The 20,285-nt window shown below is 62.4% G+C and carries 18 protein-coding genes and 1 riboswitch; of the genes, 12 read left to right on the top strand and 6 right to left on the bottom strand.

Annotated elements, in window-relative coordinates; genetic code table 11:
- Nucleotides 1–35: 35 nt before the first annotated feature.
- The 3 genes from Q8M42_RS07625 to Q8M42_RS07615 form a co-directional block, all read right to left on the bottom strand.
- Nucleotides 36–851, bottom strand: a complete 816-nt coding sequence (locus tag Q8M42_RS07625) for an aldo/keto reductase (RefSeq protein ID WP_304864058.1) — start codon at nt 849–851, stop codon at nt 36–38.
- Complete coding sequence (locus Q8M42_RS07620) at nt 851–2,023, bottom strand: FAD-binding oxidoreductase (RefSeq protein ID WP_304864060.1); 1,173 nt, start codon at nt 2,021–2,023, stop codon at nt 851–853. The genes Q8M42_RS07625 and Q8M42_RS07620 overlap by 1 nt, the downstream gene beginning before the upstream one ends.
- Nucleotides 2,024–2,098: 75 nt before the next feature.
- The gene (locus Q8M42_RS07615) at nt 2,099–2,431 is read right to left on the bottom strand and encodes a multidrug efflux SMR transporter (RefSeq protein ID WP_304864061.1); all 333 of its coding nucleotides are present in this window, start codon (nt 2,429–2,431) and stop codon (nt 2,099–2,101) included.
- An 87-nt stretch (nt 2,432–2,518) separates the two neighbouring features.
- On the opposite strand from Q8M42_RS07615, the gene Q8M42_RS07610 reads away from it, so the two are divergent.
- A complete protein-coding gene (locus Q8M42_RS07610; protein ID WP_304864064.1) occupies nt 2,519–3,403 on the top strand; it encodes a LysR family transcriptional regulator in 885 nt (294 codons plus the stop codon).
- Nucleotides 3,404–3,457: 54 nt separating this feature from the next.
- Nucleotides 3,458–4,741, top strand: coding sequence for a lipid IV(A) 3-deoxy-D-manno-octulosonic acid transferase (gene waaA / locus Q8M42_RS07605; protein WP_304864066.1), 1,284 nt, complete (start codon nt 3,458–3,460; stop codon nt 4,739–4,741).
- Nucleotides 4,742–4,836: 95 nt separating this feature from the next.
- On the opposite strand, the gene Q8M42_RS07600 is transcribed toward waaA, so the two are convergent.
- Both Q8M42_RS07600 and Q8M42_RS07595 read right to left on the bottom strand, forming a co-directional pair.
- Nucleotides 4,837–5,505, bottom strand: a complete 669-nt coding sequence (locus tag Q8M42_RS07600) for a thermonuclease family protein (protein ID WP_304864069.1) — start codon at nt 5,503–5,505, stop codon at nt 4,837–4,839.
- A gap of 103 nt (nt 5,506–5,608) precedes the next feature.
- Nucleotides 5,609–7,051 carry a TolC family outer membrane protein gene (locus Q8M42_RS07595; protein WP_304864071.1) on the bottom strand — a complete coding sequence of 481 codons (1,443 nt, stop codon included), beginning with the start codon at nt 7,049–7,051 and terminating at the stop codon, nt 5,609–5,611.
- A gap of 221 nt (nt 7,052–7,272) precedes the next feature.
- Nucleotides 7,273–7,379: riboswitch (TPP riboswitch) on the top strand.
- A 95-nt stretch (nt 7,380–7,474) separates the two neighbouring features.
- Between Q8M42_RS07595 and thiC the strand changes: the two genes are divergently transcribed.
- From thiC to Q8M42_RS07545, 10 genes are all read left to right on the top strand, one after another.
- Nucleotides 7,475–9,367: a phosphomethylpyrimidine synthase ThiC gene (thiC, locus tag Q8M42_RS07590; protein ID WP_305283927.1), complete on the top strand. Its 1,893-nt coding sequence runs from the start codon at nt 7,475–7,477 to the stop codon at nt 9,365–9,367.
- An 88-nt stretch (nt 9,368–9,455) separates the two neighbouring features.
- Nucleotides 9,456–10,055, top strand: coding sequence for an NUDIX domain-containing protein (locus Q8M42_RS07585; RefSeq protein WP_304864075.1), 600 nt, complete (start codon nt 9,456–9,458; stop codon nt 10,053–10,055).
- A complete protein-coding gene (locus tag Q8M42_RS07580) occupies nt 10,046–10,504 on the top strand; it encodes a DUF1249 domain-containing protein (protein ID WP_304864078.1) in 459 nt (152 codons plus the stop codon). Before Q8M42_RS07585 ends, Q8M42_RS07580 begins: the two co-directional genes overlap by 10 nt.
- 173 nt (nt 10,505–10,677) lie before the next feature.
- Entirely contained in the window at nt 10,678–11,499 is an 822-nt protein-coding gene (gene cpdA / locus Q8M42_RS07575) for a 3',5'-cyclic-AMP phosphodiesterase (protein WP_304864080.1), read from the top strand.
- Nucleotides 11,500–11,553: 54 nt separating this feature from the next.
- The gene (locus tag Q8M42_RS07570) at nt 11,554–12,165 is read left to right on the top strand and encodes a YqiA/YcfP family alpha/beta fold hydrolase (RefSeq protein ID WP_304864082.1); all 612 of its coding nucleotides are present in this window, start codon (nt 11,554–11,556) and stop codon (nt 12,163–12,165) included.
- A gap of 15 nt (nt 12,166–12,180) precedes the next feature.
- On the top strand, nt 12,181–14,085 hold the full coding sequence (gene parE, locus Q8M42_RS07565; protein WP_275960531.1) for a DNA topoisomerase IV subunit B: 1,905 nt from the start codon (nt 12,181–12,183) through the stop codon (nt 14,083–14,085).
- Nucleotides 14,085–15,068 carry an esterase-like activity of phytase family protein gene (locus Q8M42_RS07560; RefSeq protein ID WP_370692683.1) on the top strand — a complete coding sequence of 328 codons (984 nt, stop codon included), beginning with the start codon at nt 14,085–14,087 and terminating at the stop codon, nt 15,066–15,068. The genes parE and Q8M42_RS07560 overlap by 1 nt, the downstream gene beginning before the upstream one ends.
- Nucleotides 15,065–15,589 (top strand): TIGR02281 family clan AA aspartic protease, encoded by a 525-nt coding sequence (locus Q8M42_RS07555; protein ID WP_167143038.1) that lies wholly within the window; start codon nt 15,065–15,067, stop codon nt 15,587–15,589. Before Q8M42_RS07560 ends, Q8M42_RS07555 begins: the two co-directional genes overlap by 4 nt.
- 7 nt (nt 15,590–15,596) lie before the next feature.
- Nucleotides 15,597–17,855: a DNA topoisomerase IV subunit A gene (gene parC, locus Q8M42_RS07550; RefSeq protein ID WP_304864085.1), complete on the top strand. Its 2,259-nt coding sequence runs from the start codon at nt 15,597–15,599 to the stop codon at nt 17,853–17,855.
- Between the two features lie 127 nt (nt 17,856–17,982).
- Nucleotides 17,983–18,693 carry a membrane integrity-associated transporter subunit PqiC gene (locus tag Q8M42_RS07545; RefSeq protein WP_304864087.1) on the top strand — a complete coding sequence of 237 codons (711 nt, stop codon included), beginning with the start codon at nt 17,983–17,985 and terminating at the stop codon, nt 18,691–18,693.
- Nucleotides 18,694–18,728: 35 nt separating this feature from the next.
- Here the strand turns inward: Q8M42_RS07545 and Q8M42_RS07540 are convergent, their stop codons facing one another.
- Complete coding sequence (locus Q8M42_RS07540) at nt 18,729–20,264, bottom strand: AhpA/YtjB family protein (protein ID WP_304864089.1); 1,536 nt, start codon at nt 20,262–20,264, stop codon at nt 18,729–18,731.
- Nucleotides 20,265–20,285 lie beyond the last annotated feature (21 nt).

The following is a 20,285-nucleotide window of genomic DNA, read 5'->3' as shown; positions in this document are numbered from 1 at the left end:
CACTGAGCTTGGCACAGATGGGCGAGCGTGAACGCTTAGGCAATATCCTGAATTACAGCGGCGGCGGTGGCGACGTTATGCGCCAGGTGCTGCGGGTTGATGGTGCCGATGATCGCGCTGGTGGCAGCCGGGTGGCCGAAGATCAGCTCGAAACTGGCGCGTACCGGGTCTGCATCAGCCAGGCAGGCGTGGCCGCTGGCCAGGGCCTTCTTGATCAGGATGCCTTTGCCGTGCAGCTCGGCGTAGTCGAGTACGGCCTGCTCGGCCTGTTCATTGAGGTTGTAGGTGACCATCGCGCAGTCACCGTGCTCGAGGGCCAGCAGGCCGCCTTCGACAGTTTTGCCAGAAAGGCCAAAACCGCGAATCTTACCCTCGCGCTTAAGCTCGGCCAGGGTCTGGTACACGCCGCTGTCACGCAGAATCGCCACATCGTTGCCGTCGGAATGCACCAGTACCAGGTCGATAAAATCAGTTTCCAGGCGCTTGAGGCTGCGTTCCACCGAAAAGCGCGTGTGCGCCGGGCTGAAGTCGAAGCGCGACTGGCCGTTGTCGAATTCTTCACCGACCTTGCTGACGATCACCCACTGTTGGCGCTGGCCGCGCAACAACGGGCCGAGACGCGTTTCGCTGGTGCCATAGGCGGGCGCGGTGTCGATCAGATTGATGCCCAGGTCATGGGCCTGGGCCAGCAGTTCGCGGGCGGCGGCGTCATCGGGGATGGTGAAGCCGCTGGGGTATTTCACCCCTTGATCACGGCCCAGCTTGACCGTGCCCAGGCCCAGCGGCGAAACCAGCAGCTCGGTGGCGCCCAGTGGGCGATGCAGGTTGTGCAGGCTGTGCAGTGGATGCATCAGAACAATTCCTCCCAGGCGGGTGGAGCGACGCTCGGGCGTGGCAGCTCGGGCAATGGTGCGTGTTGCGCCGGCTGAATGCCGTCACGGGTCAGCGCCGCCAGTACGCGGTCGGCAAAGTCCGGGGCTAACGCCAGTTTAGTCGGCCAGCCCACCAGCAGCGTGTCCTGTTCGTGCAAAAAGGCATTGTCCGGGCGCACCAGACCGGATTGCGCAGGCTCGGCGCGCTCCACCCGAAGCGTCGCCCACTGCGCCGAGGACAGGTCGACCCAGGGCAGCAGCTCGGCCAGTTCTTTCTGCGCCGCCTGGATCTGCTCCGACTCATTACGGGCCACGCCATCGGCTTCTGCCAGGTCACCACCGAGGTACCAGACCCATTGGCCATCGGCGGCCGGGTGGGTGGTGATGGTCACGCGTGGCTTCGGTCCGCCGCCCAGGCAATGGGCGTACAGCGGTTTCAGCGTCGGTCCTTTGACTAAGGCCATATGCAGCGGACGCAGTTGTTGTGCCGGCTGGTTTAGGCCAAGGGCGCTGAGCAGTTCGGCATTACCGCGCCCTGCGCTAAGGATGACGCGTTGCGCACGGATCTCCCGGCCATCAATGATTAGGCCGATCAGCTCACCATTTTCCCGCAGCGGTTCGATGCGCTCGGCAGCCAGTAGGCCATCGCCGGCCAGCTCGCTGAGACGGCTGATCAGGCTTGGCACATCCAGCACCAGTTCGGCCAGGCGGTAGACCTTGCCTTTGAACTTGGGGTGTTGCAGGGCCGGTGGCAGCTGCTCCCCCTTGACCTGATCGACCCGGCCGCGCACCGCCTTGCTGGCAAAGAAGCTGGTGATATTGCCGGCCAGACTGCCGGGCGACCACAGGTAGTGGGCATCGGAGAGCAGGCGCACGCCGCTCAGATCCAGCTCGCCGTTACCGGCCAGCGCTTCGCGCCAGCGTCGCGGCATATCGGCGATGGCTTCGGAGGCACCGGTCAGCGCGCCATGCAGGGCGTATTTGGCGCCGCCATGGATGATGCCCTGGGATTTCACGCTCTGCCCGCCGCCGAGGCGGGCGTTTTCCACCAGTACGCTGGCAAAGCCCTGGCGGCGCAGGCGCGCATTCAGCCAGAGGCCGGCGATGCCGCCGCCCACGATCAAAACATCAGTGCTTAACGCCTGGGACATGCATGTGTCTCACCGGGAAAACAGGCGCGCAGTATAACCCGCTTGCGCTAGCGCGCCTCCCTGGCCCAGAACCGGCTAATGTCCGACGCTTTGCGAGAACAACTGAATCACCACCACGCCTGCGACGATCAAACCCATGCCAAGGATGGCTGGCAGGTCCAGCCGTTGTTGGTAGAGAAACCCCGCAGCGATGCTCACCAGTACGATGCCCAGGCCCGCCCACACTGCATAGGCGACACCGACCGGGATGGTTTTCACCACCAGACTGAGCATCCAGAACGAGATGGCGTAGCCGACCACAACCAGCAGCAGGGGCAGGGGTTTGTTGAAGCCATCCAGGGCCTTCATCGAGGTGGTGGCAATGACTTCGGCAGTGATGGCAATAGCGAGGTAGAGATAGCCGCCCATGATGTGGCCCCCATAGTGATCTGGCTACCATTCTAGTGATCTGGCGGATGGGATAAAGTGATTACCTATCTGAAATGGAGATGGGTTATGCAGTGGAGCCTGGAGCAGATTCGCCTGTTTGTCAGCGTCGCCGATGGTCAGTCGTTCTCTGCCGTGGGCCGGCAAATGCAGCGCGCGCAATCGGCGGTGAGCAATGCGATTGCCCTGCTGGAGACCGATCTGGGCGTGCGCCTGTTCGAGCGCAGCAGTGGCCGTCAGCCACGCCTGACCGACGCCGGCGCGGCTCTGCTGGAAGAGGCGCGTGAGGTGCTGCGTCAGTGTCAGCGTCTGGAAGGCCGTGCGCTGGGGCTGGTACGCGGTGAAGAGGTGCGCCTGCGTCTGGCCCAGGATGAGGCGATGCCCTATCAGCCGGTGCTGGACAGTCTGGAGGCGCTGGCGCAGCAATTTCCGCTGCTAGAGGTGCAGCTGGCCAGCGGCGCCCAGGGCGATGTGGCGCGCAAGCTGCGGGAGCACCGCGCCGACCTCGGCCTGCTGTTTCACCACGAGCAGATGCCCGACGCCCTGGAGCGTCAGCGCCTGGGCACCATCGAGATGGTGACCGTGTGCGGGGCAGGGCATGCGTTGGCGGGGGCTGGGCATGTTGATCGGCGTGAACTGGCGAGACATCGGCAACTGCTGATGGCGCCGCAGGACAGCCATTACCCCGGAGGCGAGCAAATCAGCCCGTCGGTCTGGCGCACTGACAGCTTCTACGCCATGGCCGAACTGCTGATGCGCAACCTAGGCTGGGCCTGGCTGCCACGCCATGTGGTGCAGTACCCGACCTACCAGAGCCAGCTGGTTGAGTTAAGCAGTGATTGGACGCCGCCGCCATTGGTGGTGGAGCTGGTTTGCCGGCGTGATGAGGCGCTCGGGCCGGCTGCGTTGTGGCTGGCCGAGTGCTTTGCCCAGCATTTGCAGGCGATTGGCTGATGCGGAGCTGCGCGTTACTCGACGGTATTGGTCAAAATGCATAAGCTGCGCGCCATGAATAGAAGCCTCTACACCCTGCTGTTTCATCTCGGCTTACCACTGGTGGCCGGGCGTTTGGCCTGGCGTGCCTGGCAGGCGCCGGCCTATGCCAAGCGCATTGGCGAGCGCTTTGCCCTCGGCCTGCCGGCGCTAAAGCCGGGCGGCATTTGGTTGCACGCGGTGTCGGTGGGCGAAAGCATCGCCGCCGCGCCGCTGGTGCGCGAGCTGCTGGCGCGTTATCCGCAGTTGCCGATCACCATCACCTGCATGACGCCGACCGGTTCGGAGCGCATTCAGGCGATGTTTGGCGGCACCGAGTACGCTGGGCGTGTGCAGCATTGCTACCTGCCGTATGACCTGCCTTGGGCAGCCGCGCGCTTTCTCGACCGCGTGCAACCCAGGCTGGCGGTGATTATGGAAACCGAGCTGTGGCCCAACCATATCCACCAGTGCGCCACGCGTGGCATCCCGGTGGCGCTGGCCAACGGGCGGCTGTCCGAGCGCTCGGCCCGTGGTTATGCGCGCTTTGCCAACCTCACTGCGCCGATGCTGGCCGAACTGGATTTGCTGGCCGTGCAAACGGCGCTGGAAGCCGAGCGTTTTCGCAGTCTGGGTGCGCGCGCCGAGTGCATTGAGGTGACCGGTTCGATCAAGTTTGATCTGACGATTGATCCTGCATTGCTGACCCGCGCCGCTGCCTTGCGGGAGCAATGGCAGGCTACGCAGCGCCCGGTGTGGATCGCGGCGAGTACCCATGCCGGTGAAGACGAGATCGTTCTCGCTGCTCACCGTGAATTGCTCACGCACAACCCCGATGCGTTGCTGATTCTGGTGCCGCGCCATCCCGAGCGCTTCAATACGGTGTTCGAGTTGTGCCAGCGGCAAGGCTTTAGCACGCGGCGACGTTCCACTGGCGAAGCGTTGCTGGCGAGCGATCAGGTGTTGCTTGGCGACACCATGGGCGAGCTGTTGTTTCTCTATGCCCTGGCCGATATCGCCTTTGTCGGCGGCAGTTTGGTGGCCAATGGCGGGCATAACCTGCTCGAACCTGCCGCATTGGGCAAGCCGGTGCTGAGCGGGCCGCATCTGTTCAACTTCTTGGAAATTGCCGCGCAGTTGCGCACGGCAGGCGCGCTAAGCGAGGTGACAGATGCTAATAGTCTGGCGCAGCGTGTTGCCCAGTTATGGAGTGAGCCCGAGGCGTCGCAGGCGATGCGTGATGCTGGTTTGACGGTGATGCAGGCCAATCAGGGCGCGTTGGCGCGTTTGTTGGCGGGGCTTGGGCGGTTGCTTCAGTAGGTCATATGCTGGGTTGAATCATGGACTCCTACCAAGGGAGTCCATGACGTTGGCTCAGTTGGTCTATGCCATTCGTATCAGAATGAGATAAGCCATTACCTGCACTGCCTTTCGCAAGGTCTGCCATCCCTGTCACCATCTATATTTGGGTTCCCACACACCGACAGTTGGTATTGCGCCTCAGCACAGCTCATTTGGCCGCACCATTTGAGCTTGCTGCAGTTAAAGCTACCGCCTGAAGATTCCGTTTGAGAAAACGTTGTCTGGCGCGCGGGCTGAGTGTCGGGTGTTGAATCTGTCTGCCCAGAATGACGCCATTCCCATGGGGGGATTTGGTCGGAGGCTGGCAATGCCCATATGCCTACTTGGCGATTTTTGGCCTCAGCCTCTACTACTAGTAGTGACTTGTCCTTTAGGTGCTTTGGATAAACCCAAGCGGCTCCTGCGCGAACCTGCTCAGCGTTTACATCGAGACCATCCACTCGTTTAACCCGAGCCACTGTGCGGCCATAGCTGTCTGTATCTTGAACATCCAGCCTCACCATCTCACTGGATATCAGGCTGTATAAGGCCTGTCTAGCGCGGTCGCCGTAGGGTTGATTTAATTCGGGAGCATCAATCTCTGCCAGCCTCACTTTCACTTGTTCATTCTCATCGGTGAAGCAGGTAAATGTATCGCCATCGTTAACATCAATTACTTTGCAGTTACCGGCAAACGTTATGGCGGGTACAAGGGCCAAAAATAAAAAAAGTAAGCGGCTCACGTGGTATCCGTTCATTGTTTTCAGTTCAGTGTTTTAAAGCCATTTGTACACAGTACATAAAAAAGCCCGCTGATTTCAGCGGGCTTTTTTTGTTTTGCTCAACTCAGTACTGCGGGCTGCCACGCAGCTGGGCTTCGGCGGCTTTGGCCAGGTCTGGCGGGAGGAAGTCTTTATCCGGGTTGTAGTCGGATTTCAGGTACTGCTCCAGTGCCGCCAGGTCGTCCGGGCTGAGGGTGCCGGCGGCCTGCTTCAAGCGCAGGTTGTTGAGGATGTAGTCGTAACGCGCGTTGTTGTAGTTGCGCACTGAGCTGTACAGCTGGCGCTGGGCATCCAGCACGTCAACGATATTACGCGTACCGACCTGATAGCCGATTTCGGTGGCTTCCAGGGCGCTCTGGTTGGAGATGATCGACTGCTTGCGCGCCTGCACGGTTTCCACGTCGGTGTTGACCGCGCGGTGCAGGTTGCGGGTGTTCTGCACTACTTGGCGACGCAGGCTTTCACGCAGCTGCTCGCTCTGGTTCAGGCGCTGGTAGGACTCGCGCACCTGAGAGCTGGTCAGGCCGCCGCTGTACAGCGGGATATTCAGTTGCAGGCCAATCGAGCGCTGCTCGACGTCACCGCTGAAGCGATTGACGCTGGCGGCGTTGTTGCTGAAGCCGAGGCTGTCGTTATCGCCTTTCTGGTAGCTGGCTACCGCATCCAGGGTCGGGGCGTGGCCGGATTTGCGCTGGCGCAGGGTTTCTTCGGCGGCTTCAACGGCGTAGTTGCTGGCCTGCAGGTTGAGGTTCTGCGCGGCGGCGGTATCAACCCAGGCCTTGGCGTCGTTCGGCGTCGGCGCGAGGATCGGCAGGCTGTGTTCGATGCCTTCCAGTGCAGCGAAGTCGCGGTGGGTCAGGGTGATCAGGGCCTCGAAGGCGTCTTCTACCTGTTTCTGGGCGATGATGCGGTTGGCGCGGGCAGTGTCGAAACCGGCCTGGGCTTCCAGTACGTCGGTCTTGTCCGAGAGGCCGACATCGAAGCGCTCGTTGGCTTGATCCAGCTGACGCTTGAACGCGGCTTCTTCGGCCTTGGTCGATGCCAGGTTGTCCTGGGCGCGCAGTACCGCGAAGTAGGTTTCGGCGCTCTGCAGAATCAGGTTCTGCTCGGTGGCCGACAGTTCCAGTACGGCTTGTTCGTTGCTCGCTTTGGCGGCCTGCAGCTGGAACCAGCGGTCAGCGCGGAACAGCGGCTGGCTGAGGTTGGCCTGGTATACCGTGCCGCTGCGCGAGCTGGTGTTGGCTGGCGAGTCGACCTGGGTACGGGTGTCGCTCAGGTTGGCGCCGGCCGACAGGTTCGGCAGCAGGCCGGCGCGGGCCTGGGGCACCACTTCGCTGCGTGCTTCATAGTCAGCACGGGCGGCGGCCAGGTCGGCATTGTTGGCGGCGGCTTCCTGGTAAACCGTGACCAGGTCAGTTTTGGTAGACAGCGGGGCTTGTTCAGCAGCCCAGGCCATTCCGTTGGACGCGGCGGCCACAGCGAGAGCCAGAGAGAGTCTGCGCAACATGGGTGTGATCCTGATTTTGGCGGTAATCGGCAAGGCTATAGGGGCGCTGCCTAGAGGGTCAAGATTTGTCTGGGGCTGAATGAGTGTAGATTGCAACAATCCATGGCGTGTTCTGCGTTTCGGGTTATTTGTGGTGGCTGCTTTCGTCACTTTCCGACGCGTGGGTCATAAGAAATTGACTCCCGAGTTGGTTTTATTGGCTGGGGTTGATTAGACTGGCCGCGTTCTTGTCGGGGTGCCCCAATTGCGGGGCTGAGATTGGCAGCTGCCGGATCCCGTTGAACCTGATCAGGTTAAGGCCTGCGTAGGGAACAAGATGTGCTCGCCTTTCCCCTGGCGAGCCTCTGGCACCGCCCCAGGTGCGCCTTTCGCCGCTCATTTATCTCCAGGTTCGCTCCGACATATAGCCCTGGAGAGCCGCCGATGAGCACACAAGAAAAAAACCTCAATCCGATCCTGAGTGAGTCCGCCCAGGTCGACCAGCAGTCGATCCAACCCTTCCCGCGTTCGCAGAAAGTTTATGTGCAGGGCTCGCGCCCGGACATCCTGGTGCCGATGCGCGAAATCAGCCTGGATATCACCCCGACTGACTTCGGCGGCGAGATCAACGCGCCAGTGGTGGTCTACGACACTTCGGGTCCGTACACCGATCCGAATGTCATCATCGACGTGCGTAAGGGCCTGGCCGATGTGCGCTCGCCGTGGATCGAGTCCCGTGGCGACACCGAGCGGCTACCTGGCCTGAGTTCCAACTTCGGCCAGCAGCGCCTCGCCGATGCCGAGCTGACCAAGCTGCGTTTCGCCCACGTCAACAACCCGCGCCGCGCCAAGGCTGGGGCCAACGTTAGCCAGATGCACTACGCGCGCAAAGGCATCATCACCGCCGAGATGGAATACGTTGCCATCCGCGAGAACATGAAGCTGGAAGTGGCGCGTTCCGCCGGCCTGCTCGATCAACAGCATCCTGGCCACAGCTTCGGCGCCAGCGTGCCGAAAATCATCACCCCCGAATTCGTCCGCGAAGAGATCGCCCGCGGCCGCGCGATCATCCCGGCCAACATCAACCACACCGAGCTGGAACCGATGATCATCGGCCGTAACTTCCTGGTGAAGATCAACGGCAATATCGGCAACTCGGCGCTGGGCTCAAGCATCGAAGAAGAAGTGGCCAAGCTGACCTGGGGTATTCGCTGGGGTTCGGACACGGTCATGGACCTGTCCACCGGCAAGCACATTCATGAAACCCGCGAGTGGATCATCTGCAACTCGCCCGTGCCAATCGGTACCGTACCGATCTACCAGGCCCTGGAAAAAGTTGACGGCGCGGCCGAAGAACTGACCTGGGAGCTGTTCCGCGACACCCTGATCGAGCAGGCCGAGCAGGGCGTGGACTACTTCACCATCCACGCCGGCGTGTTGCTGCGTTATGTGCCGATGACCGCCAAGCGCGTCACCGGCATCGTTTCCCGTGGCGGCTCGATCATGGCCAAGTGGTGCCTGGCGCACCATAAAGAGAACTTCCTCTACACCCATTTCGAAGACATCTGCGAAATCATGAAGGCCTACGACGTCAGCTTCTCGCTGGGCGATGGCCTGCGTCCGGGCTCGATTGCCGACGCCAACGATGAAGCGCAGTTCGGCGAGCTGGAAACCCTCGGCGAGCTGACCAAGATCGCCTGGAAGCACGACGTGCAAACCATGATCGAGGGCCCTGGCCACGTGCCGATGCAGTTGATCAAGGAGAACATGGATAAGCAGCTGGAATGCTGTGACGAGGCGCCGTTCTACACCCTCGGCCCGCTGACCACCGACATCGCGCCAGGCTACGACCACATCACCAGCGGCATCGGTGCGGCGATGATCGGCTGGTTCGGTTGCGCCATGCTCTGCTACGTCACGCCCAAGGAGCACCTGGGCCTGCCAAACAAGGATGACGTGAAGACCGGCATCATCACCTACAAGATCGCTGCTCACGCCGCTGACCTGGCCAAAGGTCACCCGGGCGCGCAGATTCGCGACAATGCGCTGAGCAAGGCGCGCTTTGAATTCCGCTGGGAAGACCAGTTCAACCTCGGCCTCGACCCCGACACCGCGCGCAGTTATCACGACGAAACGCTGCCCAAGGACTCGGCGAAGGTGGCACACTTCTGCTCCATGTGCGGGCCGAAGTTCTGCTCGATGAAGATCACCCAGGAAGTTCGCGTCTATGCTGAAGAGCAACGCATCGCCGCACTCGACCTGGACGCTGAGGCGGGCATGCAAGCCAAGGCAGAGGAGTTTAAGGCGCAGGGTGCGCAGCTCTACCACAAGGTCTGATAGAGCTTTTGCTGCGCCCTGTTTCGGCGCAGCATAGGATGCAACTAGGACGGGCCTTCGGGCCCGTTTCTGTTAATCAGGGGGCGTTATGCAACGAGAAGATGTCGAAGTGATCGAGCGCGAGGCCTGCTTTAGCGGCTTCTACAAACTCGATCGGCTGCGTTTGCGCCATCGCCAGTTTGCCGGTGGCATGGGCCCGGAGCTGAGTCGCGAATTGTTCGTGCGCCACGATGCGGTGTGCGTGCTGCCCTATGACCCGCAGCGCGATTGTGTGGTGCTGATCGAGCAGTTCCGTGTTGGCGCGCTGGAGAAAAGCGCTAATCCCTGGCTGCTGGAGCTGGTCGCTGGATTGATCGACAAAGATGAGCAGCCGGAGGAAGTCGCCCGCCGTGAGGCGATGGAGGAAGCCAATCTGCCGTTGACCTCCTTGTGGCCGATTACCCAGTACTACCCGTCACCCGGCGGCTCGGATGAACGTGTGCACCTGTTTGTCGGTCGTTGCGACAGTGAAGGTGCCGGCGGTGTGCATGGTCTGGCGGAAGAGGGCGAGGACATTCGCGTGCACGTCTGGCCGCTGGAAGATGCCCTGGATGCGCTGAAAGATGGGCGTATCGACAATGCCGCGAGCATCATCGCTCTGCAGTGGCTGGCGCTGAACCGCGCCGAAGTACGGGGGCTGTGGTCGTGAACCTGTTGCGCGAGCGCTATCGGGTCGACCTGGTCGAGCTGCAGACCGCTTGCGAACTCAACTACGTGCGTCTGCTGCAGTTGCTGCCGGACATGCGCGGTGAGGCCCGGCAGCAGATTCGCCGTGTGGCCCTCAGTCAGGGCGAGCACCTGCTCGGGGTGTTGGCCCTGGAGGTGCTGGAAACCTGCCCTTATACCTCGACCATCGAGGTGCGCCAGGAACACAGCCTGTCCTGGCTGCCGGTGCCGCGTCTGGAGGTGCGGGTCTATCACGATGCGCGCATGGCCGAGGTGGTCGGCACGCAGAGTGCGCGGCGCTTCCACGGTATTTATCCTTACCCGAATGCGGCCATGCACCAGCCGGATGAAAAGACCCAGCTCAATCTGTTTCTCGGCGAGTGGCTGAGCCACTGCCTGGCTTGCGGCCACGAACTGGCTCCGGTGCGTTAGGTTTTTCCACGTTCTGCCGATAATCAGTCGCAGGCGCATTATTCCGATACGCGCTAGCCTTAGGGTGGGCGTTGGATTTACAGCGGGCGTTCTGTGATCTATTCCCCTTTCGCGGGTTTACCGCCCGCAGGGCTAGCCAGCATAATTCACGCATTCCGCTCAAGGAGAAGGTCTTGCCGGGCGCGCCGACTAAAACCACTGCTGTTGATCGCTCGGTACTGCTTGTGCAGTTATCCGACAGTCACCTGTTTGCCGACGGGGCAGGCAAGCTATTGGGCATGGATACCCAAGACAGCTTGCAGCGGGTGATCGAGCGCGTGCTGCAGGAGCAACCGCAGATTGACCTGATCCTGGCCAGTGGCGACCTCTCGCAGGATGGCAGTGCCGAGTCCTACCAGCGTTTTCGCGAGATGACCGCTGTCATCCCCGCGCCCGCACGCTGGTTCCCCGGTAACCACGATGAAGTACCTGCTATGCAGGCAGCCTGTGTTGGCAGTGACCTGCTGGAGCCGGTGATCGACCTGGGCAACTGGCGCGTGACCCTGCTCGACTCTTCGATCCCCGGTGCCGTTCCCGGTTACCTCAACGATCAGCAGCTTGCCCTGCTGGAACGGGCGCTCAGCGAAGCGCCGGATCGTCATCACCTGATCTGCCTGCATCACCACCCGGTGTCCATCGGTTGCAAATGGATGGAGCCCATCGGTCTGCGCAACCCGGATGCCCTGTTTGCCGTGCTCGAGCGTTTCAGTCAGGTGCGTGCGGTGCTCTGGGGGCATATCCATCAGGAACTCGATCAGCAGCGCGGCCCGATTCGTCTACTGGCGTCACCCTCGACCTGCGTGCAGTTCGCCCCGGGCAGCGAGGAGTTTCAGGTCGATAAAACCGCGCCGGGCTATCGCTGGCTGCGTTTGTTCGATGACGGCCGCCTGGAAACCGCAGTGTCGCGGGTGACTGGCATCAAGTTCGAAATCGATTACACCATCAAAGGCTATTAAGCCGCTCGGCTAACCGGTTGCAGCCGGTCGCCGCAACCGGTTAGCCTCCCGCCCATGACCGCATCCATTCTCTATATTCACGGGCTCAACAGCTCGCCGGCATCGCTCAAGGCCAGCCAGTTGCAGCGCGCCATGGCGCAGCTGGGCCTGGTCGCGCAGCTACGGGTGCCAGCCTTGCATCACCATCCACGCCAAGCAATTGCCCAGCTCGAAGCGCTGATAGCCGAGCTTGGTCGGCCCGTGCTGGTTGGCAGCTCGCTGGGCGGCTACTATGCGACCCACTTGGCCGAACGCCATGGGTTGCCGGCGCTGCTGATCAATCCCGCCGTGCGCCCGCACCTGCGTTTCGATGGTTACCTGGGCCCGCAGAAGAACTATTACAGCGATGAGACCTGGGAGCTGACGACCGACCATGTAACCGCCCTGGCCGAGTTGGATGTAGCGGTGCTGCAAGACCCGGCGCGCTATCAGGTGTGGCTGCAGACCGCCGACGAAACCCTCGATTATCGCGATGCCCAGCACTATTACCGCGCCTGCGCGCTGCGTATCCAGGCCGGTGGCGATCACGGCTTTCAGGGTTTTGCCGAGCGCCTGCCGATGCTTTTCGCTTTCGCCGGTATTCCACGCCAGCTGTGGCAGGATATCGACTTTTCCGTTTTCAATTGACCAACAAGAGACCCCATGGCCCAGCAAGGTTCTAGCTCTTACAACGCCGATGCCATCGAAGTCCTTTCCGGCCTCGACCCGGTGCGCAAACGCCCGGGCATGTACACCGACACCAGCCGGCCCAACCACCTGGCTCAGGAAGTCATCGACAACAGCGTCGACGAAGCACTGGCCGGGCATGCCAAATCGATTCAGGTGATCCTGCATGAGGACAACTCCCTGGAAGTGCTCGACGACGGTCGCGGCATGCCAGTGGATATTCACCCGGAAGAGGGCGTACCAGGGGTCGAGCTGATCCTGACCAAGCTGCATGCTGGCGGCAAGTTCAGCAACAAGAACTACCAGTTCTCCGGCGGCCTGCATGGCGTGGGCATCTCGGTGGTCAACGCGCTGTCGACCAGCGTGATTGTCACGGTCAAACGCGACGGCAACGAGTACCAGATGAGTTTCGCTGACGGCTACAAGGCCAGCGACCTGGCCGTGGTCGGCACCGTGGGCAAGCGCAACACCGGCACCAGCGTGCATTTCTGGCCGGATGCCAAGTATTTCGACTCCTTCAAGTTCTCGGTCAGCCGCCTTAAACACGTACTGAAAGCCAAGGCGGTGTTGTGCCCGGGGCTTGCGGTCAGTTTCGAGGACAAAGCCAGCGGCGAGAAAGTCGAGTGGATGTACGAAGACGGCCTGCGCTCCTATTTGGTGGACGCGGTCAGCGAGTTTGAACGCCTGCCTAATGAGCCGTTCTGCGGCAGCCTGGCGGGTAATAAAGAAGCAGTAGATTGGGCACTGCTGTGGCTGCCGGAAGGCGGCGACGCGGTGCAGGAAAGCTACGTCAACCTGATCCCCACCGCTCAGGGCGGCACCCACGTCAACGGCCTGCGCCAGGGCCTGTTGGATGCCATGCGCGAGTTCTGCGAGTTCCGCAGCCTGCTGCCGCGCGGGGTCAAGTTGGCCCCGGAAGATATCTGGGAGCGCATTGCTTTCGTCCTCTCGATGAAGATGCAGGACGCGCAGTTCTCCGGGCAGACCAAGGAACGTCTGTCGTCCCGCGAGGCCGCCGCCTTCGTTTCCGGTGTGGTGAAAGACGCCTTCAGTCTATGGCTTAACGGCCATCCGGAACTGGGTCAGCAGCTCGCGGAGCTGGCGATCAGCAACGCCAACCGTCGCCTTAAGGCCGGCAAGAAGGTCGAGCGCAAACGTATTACCCAAGGTCCGGCGCTGCCGGGCAAGCTGGCTGACTGCGCTGGCCAGGACCCGATGCGCTCCGAACTGTTTCTGGTCGAAGGTGATTCCGCCGGCGGCTCGGCCAAGCAGGCGCGCGACAAAGAGTTCCAGGCGATCCTGCCGCTGCGCGGGAAGATTCTGAATACTTGGGAGGTCGATGGCAGCGAGGTGCTGGCCAGCCAGGAGGTGCACAACATCGCCGTGGCGGTTGGCCTCGATCCGGGCTCCAGCGACCTCAGCCAGCTGCGCTACGGCAAGATCTGCATCCTCGCCGACGCCGACTCCGACGGTCTGCATATCGCGACGTTGCTCTGCGCGCTGTTCGTCCAGCATTTCCGCCCGTTGGTGGATGCGGGTCACGTCTATGTCGCCATGCCGCCGCTGTACCGCATCGACCTGGGCAAGGAAATTTTCTACGCCCTGGATGAAGCCGAGCGCGACGGCATTCTCGACCGTCTGGTGGCCGAGAAGCGCCGCGGCAAGCCGCAGGTCACCCGCTTTAAAGGCCTGGGCGAAATGAACCCGCCGCAGCTGCGCGAAACCACCATGGACCCCAACACCCGGCGTCTGGTGCAGTTGACCCTGGACGATTACCCCGGCACCCAGGAAATGATGGACATGCTGCTGGCGAAGAAGCGCGCCGGCGACCGTAAATCCTGGCTGGAGTCCAAGGGCAACCTGGCCGAGGTGTTGCTCTGATGCAGCGGTTGTTGGCTGTCTGCCTACTAGTCTGCTCACCCTTGTTGGCGAGCGCGACGGCGCTGGAGGAGCTGAAGCTGCTCAATGAACAACCGGTTAGCGGCATCAGCAGCGGTAATTTGTCCGGGTTGGCCTGGTGCGATAACGCGCTGTGGGCGGTTTCTGATCGCGATGATCAGCAGCTGTATCGCCTGACGTCGGATGAGGCGCAGTGGCAGGCCAGTGCCGAGACCTTTGTTGCTCCCCCCGCCCCGGATACGCGCTTGCCTTGGGGCTTGCGCATGCGCAGCTGGGTCGCCGGGCTGGTGCGCGGTGGTGAGTTGGATTTCGAGGGCATCAGCTGTGACGCTGCCGGTAACCGTTACCTGGTCAGCGAGGCCAAGGCGGCCGTGCTGCAGTTGCCGGTCGTGGGTGAGCCTAATTGGCTCAAGCTGCCCCAGGGGCTGATCCGCCAGGCGCGCGCCAGTGGCATGTTGTTGCACTACAACTCGCTGTTTGAGGGAATTGCCGTCGATCCGGCGGGCGAGCGTTTGTATCTGGCGGCCGAGCGCATGCGTCGCGGCTTGCTGGTGGTGCATAAGCAGCGCAGCGTCTGGCGTTGTACCGGTGGCTGCGTGCTGTTCAGTGAGGCGGGCACCGAGCCCGCGCCCGAGCAGCTGGGCGCGAAAGAGCAGCCACGGGACTTCTCCGGACTGGCCTTCCATAACGAAAAGCTGTTCACCCTTGAGCGCCAGGCGCACCGCATCTGTCGGCGCAGCCTGAGTAATGGTCAGGTCGAACAGTGCTGGTCGTTTGCCGGTGAAGCGCTGACCCCTGAACGCCTCTACCCGCCGTCCTATGGCCTGGCCGAGGCGCTGTGGGTGGACCAGGCCGGTGCCTGGGTGGGTGTCGATAACGGCCGTTTCAGCCGCGCTGACGGTGAATCGCGGCCGATTATCTGGCGCTTTGCCGCACCCCAAGGCGGCTGGGGTAGCAAGCCGTGAGCGAGCAGCCTGCGGGCAAACGTGCCGGGCGGGTGATGCTGGTGCTGGCCTGGGGTGCTGCTTTGCTGCTGGCGACCAAGTTTTTCGGCGACTGGGAAGATGCCCAGCGCAACCCCAATCGCGCGCCTGAGTCGCTGCATGGCAGCGGCTATGTCGAGGTGCACCTGGCCAGCAGCCGCCAGGGCCACTACATGGCCGGCGGCAAGATTAACGGCGAGGAGGTGACCTTCCTTCTCGATACCGGGGCGACGCAGGTTGCGGTGCCGACCGAGGTGGCGCAGCGCCTGGGTTTGCAGGCTGGCGCGGCAATTACCATCAGCACTGCCAATGGCCGCGCCACGGCGCACCGTACGCGGCTTGAGCGCTTGCAGCTGGGCGATATCGTGCTGACCGACGTAGAGGCTTTGATCGCCCCCGGCATGGGCGGCGATGACGTATTGCTGGGCATGAGTGCCCTGAAACAACTCGAATTTACCCAGCGCGGCGGCACCTTGATGCTGCGCCAATCCACTTTGCAATGAGGCACGCATGAGCGAATCCCTCGATTTGAGCCTGGACGGTGTTGAACGCCGTTCCCTTGCCGATTTCACCGAGCAGGCTTACCTCAATTACTCCATGTACGTGATCATGGACCGCGCGCTGCCGCATATAGGCGACGGCTTGAAGCCGGTGCAGCGGCGCATTGTCTACGCCATGAGCGAGCTGGGCCTGGACGCCGACTCCAAGCACAAGAAGTCGGCGCGTACCGTTGGTGACGTGCTCGGCAAGTTTCACCCGCACGGCGACAGCGCTTGCTACGAAGCCATGGTGCTGATGGCGCAGCCGTTCAGCTACCGCTACACCCTGGTCGACGGCCAGGGCAACTGGGGTGCGCCGGATGATCCCAAATCCTTTGCCGCCATGCGTTACACCGAGGCGCGTCTGTCGCGTTATTCCGAGGTGCTGCTGACCGAATTGGGCCAGGGCACCGTGGACTGGGTGCCGAACTTCGACGGCACCATGAACGAGCCGGCGACCCTGCCAGCGCGCCTGCCAAATATTCTGCTCAACGGCACCACCGGTATCGCCGTGGGCATGGCCACCGATGTGCCGCCACATAACCTGCGCGAGGTCGCGTCGGCCTGCATTCGCCTGCTGGACGAGCCGAATGCCACGGTCGAGCAGCTTTGCGAGCATATTCTCGGCCCGGATTACCCGACCGAAGCGGAAATCATCACCCCGCGCAGCGACCTGCTGAAGATCTACGAAACCGGCAAAGGCTCGGTGCGTATGCGCGCCGTGTACCGCGTCGAGGACGGCGATGTGGTGGTGACGTCGCTGCCGCATCAGGTCTCCGGGGCCAAGGTACTGGAGCAGATCGCCGCGCAAATGCAGGCCAAGAAGCTGCCGATGGTCGCCGACCTGCGCGACGAGTCGGACCACGAGCACCCGTGCCGCATCGTGATTATCCCGCGCTCCAACCGCGTGGATGCCGATGAGCTGATGCAGCACCTGTTCGCCACCACCGAGCTGGAGTCCAGCTACCGGGTCAACAGCAACGTGATCGGTCTGGACGGCAAACCGTCGGTAAAAGACCTGCGCACCCTGCTCACCGAGTGGCTGCAGTACCGCGTCGGCACCGTACGCCGTCGCCTGCAGTTCCGTTTGGACAAGGTTGAGCATCGCCTGCACCTGTTGGAAGGCCGCTTGATTGCCTTCCTCAACCTCGACGAAGTGATCCGCATCATCCGCACCGAGGACTCGCCCAAGCCGGTGCTGATGGAGCGCTTTGGCCTTACCGAGGTTCAGGCCGAGTACATCCTTGAGACCCGCCTGCGCCAGCTCGCGCGGCTTGAGGAAATGCAGATCCGTGGCGAGCAGGAAGAACTGGCCAAGGAGCGCGACAAGCTGCTGGCCTTGTTGGGCAGTGAAACCAAGCTGAAGAAGCTGGTGCGCCAGGAAATTTTGGCCGACGCCGAGAAATATGGCGATGACCGTCGTTCGCCCATCGTCGCTCGCGCCGAAGCCAAAGCACTCAGCGAAACCGAATTGATGCCGACCGAGCCGGTCACCGTGGTGATCTCGGAAAAAGGCTGGGTGCGCTGCGCCAAGGGCCACGATATCGACGCCACTGGCCTGTCGTACAAAGCCGGTGATGGTTTCAAGACTGCCGCGCCAGGTCGCTCTAACCAGTACGCGGTGTTTATCGACTCCACTGGGCGCAGCTACTCGCTGGCGGCGCATTCGCTGCCATCGGCCCGTGGCCAGGGCGAGCCGTTGACCGGCCGCCTGACGCCACCGCCGGGGGCGACCTTCGAGTGCGTGCTACTGCCGGATGACAATGCGCTGTATGTGATCGCCTCCGATGCCGGCTACGGTTTTGTGGTCAAAGGCGAAGACCTGCAGGCCAAGAATAAGGCCGGCAAGGCGCTGCTTAGCCTGCCTGCCGGTGCCCTGGTAGTGCCGCCGAAACCGTTGGCTAATCGTGAAGAGGATTGGCTGGCGGCAGTGACCACCGAAGGCCGTTTGCTGCTGTTCCCCGTGCGCGATTTACCGCAACTGGGTAAAGGCAAGGGCAACAAGATTATCGGCATCCCGGGTGAGCGGGTCGCGTCGCGTGAGGAATACCTCACCGATCTGGCCGTGTTGCCGGCAGGCAGCACCCTGGTATTGCAGGCCGGCAAGCGTACCCTGTCGCTGAAAGCCGATGATCTGGAGCACTACAAAGGTGAGCGCGGGCGGCGTGGCAACAAGCTGCCGCGCGGCTTCCAGCGCGTCGACAGCCTGCTGGTCGAGGTTCAGGGCTAGCGAGTACTGCGCTGGAGTCGCGAGCGGCTTTCAAGGATGATACGCGGCCGTAAGGCGGGTCACGCAAGCGACCCGCCGGCACCTAATGTGTATGCACGCCGGCAGACTGGCCGGCTGGATGAGTAAGATGACTGCACTGCGTTTTCCCGGAATTTTGCTGCTGACCGGCGTGCTTGGGCTGGCGGGTTGTATGCGCTATCAGCAAGCGCCGCTGTACCAGCTCGACAGCGGCGATATTCGCGTTCCCGTAGCCGAGCAAGGCATTGCCGTGCTGCTCGGGCCGGTAGCGGTGGCTGATTACCTGCAGCGTGACGCGCTGTTGCAACGTCAGGCTGACGGCAGCCTGACCGCCGCTGAGGATGCGCGCTGGGCCGGCAGCCTGGCCGCCGATATCGATCAGCAGCTGTTGCGCCAACTGGCCTCGCGCCTGGACAGCCAGCGCCTGGTACTGGCGCCTGGCGCCGCCGGATTTGTGCCGCAGGTCCGTTTGGGCTTGTCGATTACTCGACTGGACTCTGGCCCACAGCGTCCCGCCGTGCTGGACGCGCAGTGGCGCCTGGCCGGGGTCGATGGCAAGTTGCTCGATGGGCGTCTGGTCAGGCTGGAAGAGGCCCATAGCGGCACCATCGTCGATCAGGTGCGGGCGCAGAGCCTGGTGCTGCAGCAGCTGATCGAGCAGCTGGCCGTCGCCATCGAAACCCACGGCACACAAGTGCCGCCAGTCGTCGCGCCGGCACCGGTGCGTAAACCTGCGCCGATAAAGCCGGCGCCGCCCGCGCCGCCGCGTATTCCGGTGGTTGAGCCGATGCGTGGTGAAGGCGAAGTGTTCCGCTTCTAGGGATAACGCCTGGCGATTCAGCCAGGCGCGTGTTTCTAGTTGCTTTCGTGCATGCGCGCCAGCTGGCGCTCCAGCAGCGATGGATAGGGCTCCAGCAGGCGCTCCACGCAGCAGGCACCTTGCGGGCTGGCGATGGCGCGAATGCGCGCACGCTGGCTGACCAGAGCATCGTCGGCAATGCTGCGCTCGACCAGCAGCAGGTTGCGGCTGTGCTGTGACAGTGCCAGGGCGTTCTGCGCCGTTTCACTGAGCAGCAGGTCGCCTTGGCTGAGATCGCTGAGGTTCTCGCCCAGGGTCAGACCCAGCTGCAGTTGCAGGGTGATGCCGCTGTCCGCCACTTCAATCTGCAGGGCATGGCCGAGGGCGCGCATCAGTTCGCCGCAGCAGATGGCGTGAGTCAGGTAGTCCTCGCCAATATCCAGCTGGTGAAACAGCATCAGGCTGCTACCGTCGCTCAAGGTATGCAGCTCGCCCTGATACAGATTGGCGGCGCGGTCAAGGCAGTCACGGTAACGCTGTAGCAGCTCCATCAGGCGGCTGCGCGGTAGGCGGCGCAGTTGCTCCTGTGCGCCCAGTTGGATCGCCAGTACGGCGCTGGGCAGCGGCTGACGGATCACGGGGGCTGGCGCGGGCTCATGCTCGGGCTGCTCGCGCAGCTCGGAGAATGGATCGTCCATGGCGCTGTCTACGTATGGCTGGTCATCGCTGTGCAGCGGCTCGAGCAACTCGTCGCGCTCATCGAAGCGCTCATCGTGCAGGTCACGCACTTCAAAGTCCGGCTCATCATCGAAGGCTTCAGGCAGATAGTCGTCATCCTCCTGGGCGAGTGGCTCGTCGTCGTAGAGCGGCTCTTGCTCGTCTTCTGGTAGCGCAGGCTTCTCGGGCACCAGGCGTGCTTGCAGCTGACGCGCCAGGTCGCCGATTTCATCCTGGCGGCCAGCGCCTGGCGCAGGGTCATCCGGGTCGCGCAGCCATACCCGCAGTTGCAGCAGCGGGGTGGAGATATGCCGACCTAAACGCAAGCTCAGGCTGAGAGTCAGGGCCAGCAGAATCAGGCTAAGAATGCCCATGCTCTGCAGGCTGATGGTCATCGGCTGCTGGAACTGCTGCATATCCAGGCTGATGCGCAGCTGCCCGGCGATTACCTCCTGAAAGGTGATCGGTGTTGAGTACAGCCCCTCGGTTTCCCCGAGCATGCTTTTGCTTGGGCGTGAACCGGCCTCGGCGAGGATGCGGTTGTCCACGCTGTAGATGGCGGCGTGGGCCACCAGCGGGTTTTTCACCAGGTTATTGAGCAGCACGTTGAGACTGAGGATGTCGTTGGACACCAGCAGTTCGGTCGCCGAGGCGGCGGTCTGGGTAATCAGGCTGGTGCCCAGGGCTTCGGCCTGCTGCTGCATGGCATGCTTGAACTGCATGCCGATCACCCAGCCATAGATCACCAGGGCCAGGGCCACCAGCAGCAAGCTATGGCTGACAATGCGTAGCGCCAGGGGGATGCGCCGTTGGCGCAGGGCCTGGAACAGCAGCAGGAAGAAATTATCGGGTTTTACGGGGGCGGGCCGGTTCACAGAGCTCGGCTCATGTCGACT

The sequence above is a fragment of the Pseudomonas sp. genome, from assembly GCF_030684895.1.
Taxonomy (GTDB): domain Bacteria; phylum Pseudomonadota; class Gammaproteobacteria; order Pseudomonadales; family Pseudomonadaceae; genus Aquipseudomonas.
Note: the sequence above shows the minus strand (reverse complement) of the source record. Positions and strands in the feature narration are given on the sequence as shown.

Excerpts from the sequence above, each read along its gene's own strand:
- Q8M42_RS07625 (WP_304864058.1), bottom strand. The coding sequence starts at position 851 with ATGCATCCACTGCACAGCCTGCACAACCTGCATCGCCCACTGGGCGCC.
- Q8M42_RS07620 (WP_304864060.1), bottom strand. The coding sequence starts at position 2,023 with ATGTCCCAGGCGTTAAGCACTGATGTTTTGATCGTGGGCGGCGGCATC.
- Q8M42_RS07615 (WP_304864061.1), bottom strand. The coding sequence starts at position 2,431 with ATGGGCGGCTATCTCTACCTCGCTATTGCCATCACTGCCGAAGTCATT.
- Q8M42_RS07610 (WP_304864064.1), top strand. The coding sequence starts at position 2,519 with ATGCAGTGGAGCCTGGAGCAGATTCGCCTGTTTGTCAGCGTCGCCGAT.
- waaA (WP_304864066.1), top strand. The coding sequence starts at position 3,458 with ATGAATAGAAGCCTCTACACCCTGCTGTTTCATCTCGGCTTACCACTG.
- Q8M42_RS07595 (WP_304864071.1), bottom strand. The coding sequence starts at position 7,051 with ATGTTGCGCAGACTCTCTCTGGCTCTCGCTGTGGCCGCCGCGTCCAAC.
- thiC (WP_305283927.1), top strand. The coding sequence starts at position 7,475 with ATGAGCACACAAGAAAAAAACCTCAATCCGATCCTGAGTGAGTCCGCC.
- Q8M42_RS07585 (WP_304864075.1), top strand. The coding sequence starts at position 9,456 with ATGCAACGAGAAGATGTCGAAGTGATCGAGCGCGAGGCCTGCTTTAGC.
- Q8M42_RS07570 (WP_304864082.1), top strand. The coding sequence starts at position 11,554 with ATGACCGCATCCATTCTCTATATTCACGGGCTCAACAGCTCGCCGGCA.
- parE (WP_275960531.1), top strand. The coding sequence starts at position 12,181 with ATGGCCCAGCAAGGTTCTAGCTCTTACAACGCCGATGCCATCGAAGTC.
- Q8M42_RS07560 (WP_370692683.1), top strand. The coding sequence starts at position 14,085 with ATGCAGCGGTTGTTGGCTGTCTGCCTACTAGTCTGCTCACCCTTGTTG.
- parC (WP_304864085.1), top strand. The coding sequence starts at position 15,597 with ATGAGCGAATCCCTCGATTTGAGCCTGGACGGTGTTGAACGCCGTTCC.
- Q8M42_RS07545 (WP_304864087.1), top strand. The coding sequence starts at position 17,983 with ATGACTGCACTGCGTTTTCCCGGAATTTTGCTGCTGACCGGCGTGCTT.